Raw genomic sequence first — 6,611 nt, forward strand, 5'->3', positions numbered from 1 at the left:
TTAAAATTGATTATAATAAATAAAAATCAGTTATGTAAGGTATTATGTTATTGAGTATTAATGTTCAACTGTAAAATTGTAAAGAATTTCTCTTTATAAAGTAAAAAAGAGAAATTTTTTTTAATTTTTTTATTATATATTAGGGATATTAAGGAGGAGAGTTATGGAAGATATTGAAACACTATTAATGCAAATCATTTCGTACAGCGGAGATTGTAAGTCTTCTTGTATTGAAGCGTTGGATTTATTTAAGGAAGAGGATTATTCTCAAGCCAATTCAAAGCTAGAAAGTGCTTATAACAGTTTGTTGAAAGCAAAAAAGATTCATGCCAAACTTCTTTCAGAATCTGTTGATAGTAGCACAATGCAAATCAGTTTGTTTTTGGTGCATGCGGAAGATCAAATGATGAGTGCAGAAACTATTATTACTTTAGTAAGAAAGTTTTTGGAAATTATTAAAAAGGAAGAAGGAAAATCTAATGATTAATGTAATGCTAGTTTGTAATGCAGGAATGTCTACTGCTATGTTGGCTCAAAAAATCAATAAAAATTGTGATGGTTATTGTTATGTTGAAGCATTTGGAGAAGGAGAATATATGGAACATATTGAAAACATTGATGTTATTCTTGTAGGACCACAGATTCGCCATTTGATTCCTAGTATAAAAAAAACAACTCAAAATAAAATTCCGGTTAGTTATATTAATCCAATGGATTATGGAATGATGAGAGTGGATAATGTGATTTCACAAATTAAAGAAATGTTGGAGGGATAGGCTATGAAAAATTTAGAAGAGAAAATATTGGAAATTTCGGCAAAATTAGGTAATGAAGTTCACTTAAAAGCTATACGAAATACATTTATTTCAATGTTACCAATTATGATTTTCGGAGGTATATTTGCTGTAATTGGTGCAGCACCAGCAACAGAAAATGCTACAGGATTTATGAAGGCGTGGGCAGACTTTGTGTCTGCAAATAGTGCAATCTTTTCTTGGGTTTCAGTTCTTGGACTAGGTTTTACATCTTTGTATATTGCATTAGGTATTACTTATAACTTATGTAAAGAATATAAAGTAGATCCATTGATTCCTTTGTTTATATGTATTTTTGGTATGTTTATGTTAACAGTAAAACCTGAAAAATTAGTATATGGAACATCTTTAACAGATTTAAATTATTTAGATGGAAAAGGAATTATTGTAGGTCTTTTTGTAGGAATTTTCACTGTAGAAATATATCGTATTTTAAAACAGAAAAATTTTGGAAAAATCAAATTACCAGATAGTGTTCCACCATCATTAAGTGAAACATTCTCTTCATTAGCTATTTCTGTGTTGATTATGTTATTTTATTTAGTATTATTTGTGATTTTCAAATCAATGAATACTACTTTTGCTGCTTGGATAGCAAGTATTATTGCTCCACAAATCAAAGCTACTGATAGTTTATGGTTTATTTTACTAATGACATTTATTATAAATGCAGCTTGGTTCTTTGGAATCCATAATGCTACATTCTGGGGATTGATGGGACCTATTATGTTTATGAATCTATCAACTAATGCAGCACAACAAGCTTCAGGAATAGCTCCTACTGCAATTTTGACAGAGTCTTTCTGGGTATACTTTGTGGTTATTGGAGGAGTCGGTGCGTGCTTATCAGTTTCAATATTATGTTGTTTTTCTAAATCTGAAATGATAAAAACAGTAGGTCGTATAAGTGTGTTACCGGCTTTCTTCGGAATTAGTGAACCTGCTACTTTTGGTTTACCTATGATGTTAAACCCAATTTTCTTTATTCCATGTGCATTTGTACCAACAATTAATGCATGTATTGCATATTTTTGTATGAATACTAATATCATTGGTAAAACATATGCAATGTTATCATTTAATATGCCAAGTGTTTTTGGCGCATTCTTGTCAACAGGAGATGTAAAAGCATTGCTTTTAGTTGTAGCATTATTGATTCTAGATATGGTACTTTATTATCCGTTTGTTAAGATGTATGAAAGACAACAATTAAAACTGGAGAATAAAGAATCGAAATGATCAATTTAAAATGCGATTGTATTGAAGAATTAATAAATGCAAGTCAAGGATATATCGAGAATGATACAGTATTTGAAAATATCAAAATTTTAAATGTCTTTACTAAAGAGTGGATTTATGCACATGTTTATATCTATAAAAAATGGATATCCCATGTTGAATATAATGTAGATAAACCACTAATGAATAGTAAAAATATTGTTAATGGAAATGGTTTATTTCTTTGTCCGGCGTTTGTTGATGCACATACGCATATCGAAAGCAGCTTATTAACGCCAGCAAACTATGCAAAATTAGTTATACCTCATGGAACGTTAACGATTTTAGAGGATGCTCATGAAATTGCAAATGTAGCAGGAGAAAAAGGATTGGAATACATACTTTCTAGTGCTAAAGACCTACCTATGCGACAGTTATTAACTGTACCTTCATGTGTTCCTTCAGTACCAAATTATGAAAATAGCGGTGCAAATTTTGATTATAAGATATATGAAAAATTTCTAGACGAGAAAAATGTTATTGGTTTAGGTGAAGTGATGGATTATGAAGGTGTCATAAATAACGATGAAAGAATTGGGAAAATATTAGAAACGGCCAGAAGAAAAAATTGTTATATCCAAGGACATGCACCTTTAGTAACTGGTAATAGATTGTCTGCATATTTATGTGCAAATATTAAAAGTGATCATGAGGCTAGGCAAGTTGAAGAAGTGATTGAAAAGTATAGGCAGGGAATGTGGATAGATATAAGAGATGCAAATACCAATCATAATATGCCAAAAATTATGCAAGCTTTAAAAAAAATAGGAAATTACGAGAGAGTGTCCTTTAGTAGTGATGATCGTAGAAGTGATGTGATTCAAAAGAAAGGACATCTAGATGGCATTATTAGACATGCTTATTTATGTGGTATGCCCTTAACTGAAGCTTATATAAGTGCATCCTATAGGCCTTGTCTTGAAGCAAATATCAATAATTTAGGGGCAATTGCTCCTGGTTATGTTGCAGATTTAAATGTTTTAGCTGATATTGAAAGTGTAAATATAAAATCTGTTTATTTTGAAGGTCAGTGTGTATCTAAAAATGGCAAACTTATTTCAATGTTATCTGTTGATTCTAGTGGAAATGATTTAAGGGATACAATTCATGTTCCAAGTTTTGATGAGGAAAAATTTAAAATATCTTCTCAGAATAAAAAGGAAATTATCAATGTAGTAGAATTTGAATCTTATTCATCTTCTATAACGAATTTAAAACAAATTGAATTTCCAACAAAAAACAAACAAGTAGATATATCAAGTCAAAAAGATTATATGTATGTTGCAGTAATCAACAGATATAAAAAAGATACTTATACAATTGGTGTTGTAAAAAATTTTGGTATTAATCACGGAGCAATCGCAAGTACTGTTGGACATGATTCGCATAACATAGCTATTGTGTATGATAATTCTAAAAATGCTTTATTTGCTTTACAACAATTGATCAAACAAAAAGGTGGTTTTTGCGCAATTGAAGATGGTAATGTAATTGCCACATTAGAATTGCCTATTGCAGGATTGATGTCTGATGAGCCTATAAATATTGTTGTTGATAAAATCACAAAAATGAATGAAGCCAATGCACAATTAGGAAATACATACATTGACAATCCCATATCTAGGATCACGATACTTTCTTTATTGGTTTGTCCTTATGTGAAAATTTCAGATAAAGGGATTGTACTAACAGAAGAAAAAAAATATATTTCATTATTTGATTAAATTGCTAATATTTTAGTTTAAGTAAAAATATGTAAATAGTTGTTTATAGGCTGAATTTAATTTGTTTAGGAATATATTAAGTGTTATTCTTAATGATAATTAGTCTTTTTATATTATTCGATTTATAATTTGAGCTAAAAGAAATACATATAAAATTATTTAGAAAGTAAGAGGATTTTGGGCATGAAGGTACTTCTGAATCAAAGACAGCGTAAAATATTAGAAATTTTATCTAGAGAAAATGAATGTATTACTTCTCTTGAAATATCTAAAAATCTTTCAATAAGTTCGAAAACTGTCCAAAATGAAATTGTGGCTATAAACACAAAGTATGGAGATCACATTATACAATCGAAAAAAGGTAGAGGATACAAATTAAAAGATAATTTTGTCATAAATAGTGATGATAAACAACAAGTGGTGAGTGAAAATAGAAAAATTTTTATAGTAAAAGAATTAGTGGTACAAAATGTAATAGATTATTATGAATTAGCTGATAGATTATATATTAGTACTTCATCATTAAATAAAGATATCAAAGAACTTAATGATGAAATTTCGAAAAAATTTAATGTATGTATAGTAAGAAAAAAGAATAAGTTGTATTTTAAAGGCGATGATGTAAAAAAACAAAAGGTTATCGTATACTATTTGCGTATGGAAAGTGAAAATGCAGATTTTGATATGTCTATTCTAGAATCTTATTTTGCACCATTAGATGTAAAATTTATTCGAAATGCAATTTATGAATATGTGAGGGAAAAAGATATTGTTGTAAGTGATTTTGAATTGATGTCAATCTTATTACATATTTTAGCTGCACAACTGAATCAGAATTTCCAAGAAAATACAGTAAATAATGATTTTTCAAAATATTTATTTAAACAAACGGGACTGTTATTGAGCGAGGAAGTCGCAACAAGAATTGAAATCTCTTTGAAATTAAATAACATTGATAATCAATCCGTTTATTATCAAGAATATAAGTATTTTTTAATGGAAATCTTTGATGAAATAAAACAAATATATTCTATTAATTTGAAAGATGATAATACTTTAATGGATGAATTGAGTTTGCATCTAAAGTATGCAGAACGAAGATGTAAAGCAAACACGCAATTAAAAAACCCATTAATTGATGAGTTTAGAAAAAAATATGTATTGGTTTATGATATTGCGGCGTTTATATCTTCAAGATTTTATGAAAAAACAACATTAAGATTAGATATAAGTGAAGTTGGTTATATAGCAATGCATATTTTGGGAGCTTTACAAAAATTAAGTGGCGAGGACATAAAAATAGTGCTTGTTAATCCATATGGAAAAGCTGTAGAAAAAATTATTTTGAATGGAATTAAGGACATATCAAATGTGAAATATTGTGGAAATTTTTCGTTTTTGGATACAAAGGGCATTTCAGAAGTAAAACCAGATTTGATATTGACGTTAGTTCAATTAAATTGGAATAATTCATGTGAAGTATATAAAATTGAAGATTATTTAAATTCAAATGAATATCATGCGATTGAAAAAATAGTTAAACAAATCAAAGTAAATAATGCTTATCAAAGTTTAGCTATATCAGAATGTTTTAATGAAAATTTATTTTTACCTGAAATATCGTTGCAAACAAGAGATGAAATTATTGATTTGATGTGCAAAAGATTATATGAAAATAATTATGTTAACGAGAATTTTCGCAACCAAGTATACCAGCGAGAGGCCGTTGCACCAACTTGCTTTTCCAATCAAATAGCTATTCCACATAGCATAAAAAAAGATGCTAAGAAAAGCGGAATTTGTATTTCTGTATTGAGAGAACCGATTTTATGGAATGGTTATAATGTACGTCTGATATTTATGTTTGCTTTAAACAAGTCTTTTGATCAAGTTCCTAAACTGTATGAGTTGATTTTAGATGCAATTGATGATAAAACACGATATCAAAAAATGTTGGAATGTAAAAATTTTAAAGATTTTATATCTATATTAATGAAAGGAAATGATTAATGATATGAGTACACATATTGAAGCTAAAAAGGAAGATGTAGCCAATATTGTTTTAATGCCAGGTGATCCGCTAAGAGCAAAGATGATAGCAGATACTTACCTAAATGATGTGACAATCATAAATAATGTTAGAAACATGTTAGGTTTTACTGGATATTATAAAAACATGAAGATTACTGTTATGGGAAGTGGTATGGGAATACCAAGCATGGGAATATACTCTTATGAATTGTTTGACAAATATGATGTTGAATTTATTATACGAATTGGAACAGCCGGATCATACACTGAAGAATTAGATGTTTATGATACGGTGCTTGTTGATGAATGTTATAGTGAGTCAACTTATGCATATTGTCAATCGTTGAAAAAGACTCATGTTGAAAAACCATCTTTGCAATTAAACAAAACGATTTTAAAGACGGCAAAAAAAATGGGAAGGAAATTGACTGTTGCTAAGGCGCATAGTTCAGATGTATACAAAAGAGAAGAGAAAGCTAAAGCTTTAGTAAATGATGCTATTCAAAAAGAAAAGTGTAAATGTGTAGAGATGGAATCATATGCTCTTTTTCATAATGCAAAAGTGTTAAACAAACAAAGCGCATGTCTATTAACAATTTCAGATAGCATGGTTTCAAAGAAAAAAACAACAAGTGAAGAACGTGAAAAACTATTTATAAACATGATTGAAATTGCTCTTGAAACGGCATTGGAGTTATAGATGAAAGGGAATTGTAAATTTAAAAAAATTGTAACGATCGTCATCGATTCTTTTGGGATTGGG

At 28.9% G+C, this 6,611-nt stretch carries 6 protein-coding genes; all 6 read left to right on the plus strand.

Features of this window, described 5'->3' with window-relative positions; all coding sequences use genetic code 11:
* Positions 1-163: 163 nt before the first annotated feature.
* Positions 164-487: a PTS sugar transporter subunit IIA gene (locus EUBIFOR_RS09020; protein ID WP_003865721.1), complete on the plus strand. Its 324-nt coding sequence runs from the start codon at positions 164-166 to the stop codon at positions 485-487.
* Complete coding sequence (locus tag EUBIFOR_RS09025; RefSeq protein ID WP_003865722.1) at positions 480-776, plus strand: PTS sugar transporter subunit IIB; 297 nt, start codon at positions 480-482, stop codon at positions 774-776. Before EUBIFOR_RS09020 ends, EUBIFOR_RS09025 begins: the two co-directional genes overlap by 8 nt.
* A gap of 3 nt (positions 777-779) precedes the next feature.
* The gene (locus tag EUBIFOR_RS09030; protein WP_003865723.1) at positions 780-2,054 is read left to right on the plus strand and encodes a PTS sugar transporter subunit IIC; all 1,275 of its coding nucleotides are present in this window, start codon (positions 780-782) and stop codon (positions 2,052-2,054) included.
* 182 nt (positions 2,055-2,236) lie between these two features.
* Positions 2,237-3,817 carry an adenine deaminase C-terminal domain-containing protein gene (locus tag EUBIFOR_RS09035; protein ID WP_167528778.1) on the plus strand — a complete coding sequence of 527 codons (1,581 nt, stop codon included), beginning with the start codon at positions 2,237-2,239 and terminating at the stop codon, positions 3,815-3,817.
* 183 nt (positions 3,818-4,000) lie between these two features.
* Positions 4,001-5,827, plus strand: a complete 1,827-nt coding sequence (locus tag EUBIFOR_RS09040) for a BglG family transcription antiterminator (RefSeq protein ID WP_003865725.1) — start codon at positions 4,001-4,003, stop codon at positions 5,825-5,827.
* A 4-nt stretch (positions 5,828-5,831) separates the two neighbouring features.
* Entirely contained in the window at positions 5,832-6,548 is a 717-nt protein-coding gene (gene deoD / locus EUBIFOR_RS09045) for a purine-nucleoside phosphorylase (protein ID WP_040466433.1), read from the plus strand.
* Positions 6,549-6,611 lie beyond the last annotated feature (63 nt).

This window comes from Holdemanella biformis DSM 3989 (assembly GCF_000156655.1).
Lineage (GTDB): Bacteria > Bacillota_I > Bacilli_A > Erysipelotrichales > Erysipelotrichaceae > Holdemanella > Holdemanella biformis.

Bases quoted from the DNA above. Each gene is read 5' to 3' on its own strand.
- EUBIFOR_RS09030 (WP_003865723.1), top strand. From the start codon at position 780: ATGAAAAATTTAGAAGAGAAAATATTGGAAATTTCGGCAAAATTAGGT.
- deoD (WP_040466433.1), top strand. From the start codon at position 5,832: ATGAGTACACATATTGAAGCTAAAAAGGAAGATGTAGCCAATATTGTT.
- EUBIFOR_RS09040 (WP_003865725.1), top strand. From the start codon at position 4,001: ATGAAGGTACTTCTGAATCAAAGACAGCGTAAAATATTAGAAATTTTA.
- EUBIFOR_RS09025 (WP_003865722.1), top strand. From the start codon at position 480: ATGATTAATGTAATGCTAGTTTGTAATGCAGGAATGTCTACTGCTATG.
- EUBIFOR_RS09035 (WP_167528778.1), top strand. From the start codon at position 2,237: ATGAATAGTAAAAATATTGTTAATGGAAATGGTTTATTTCTTTGTCCG.
- EUBIFOR_RS09020 (WP_003865721.1), top strand. From the start codon at position 164: ATGGAAGATATTGAAACACTATTAATGCAAATCATTTCGTACAGCGGA.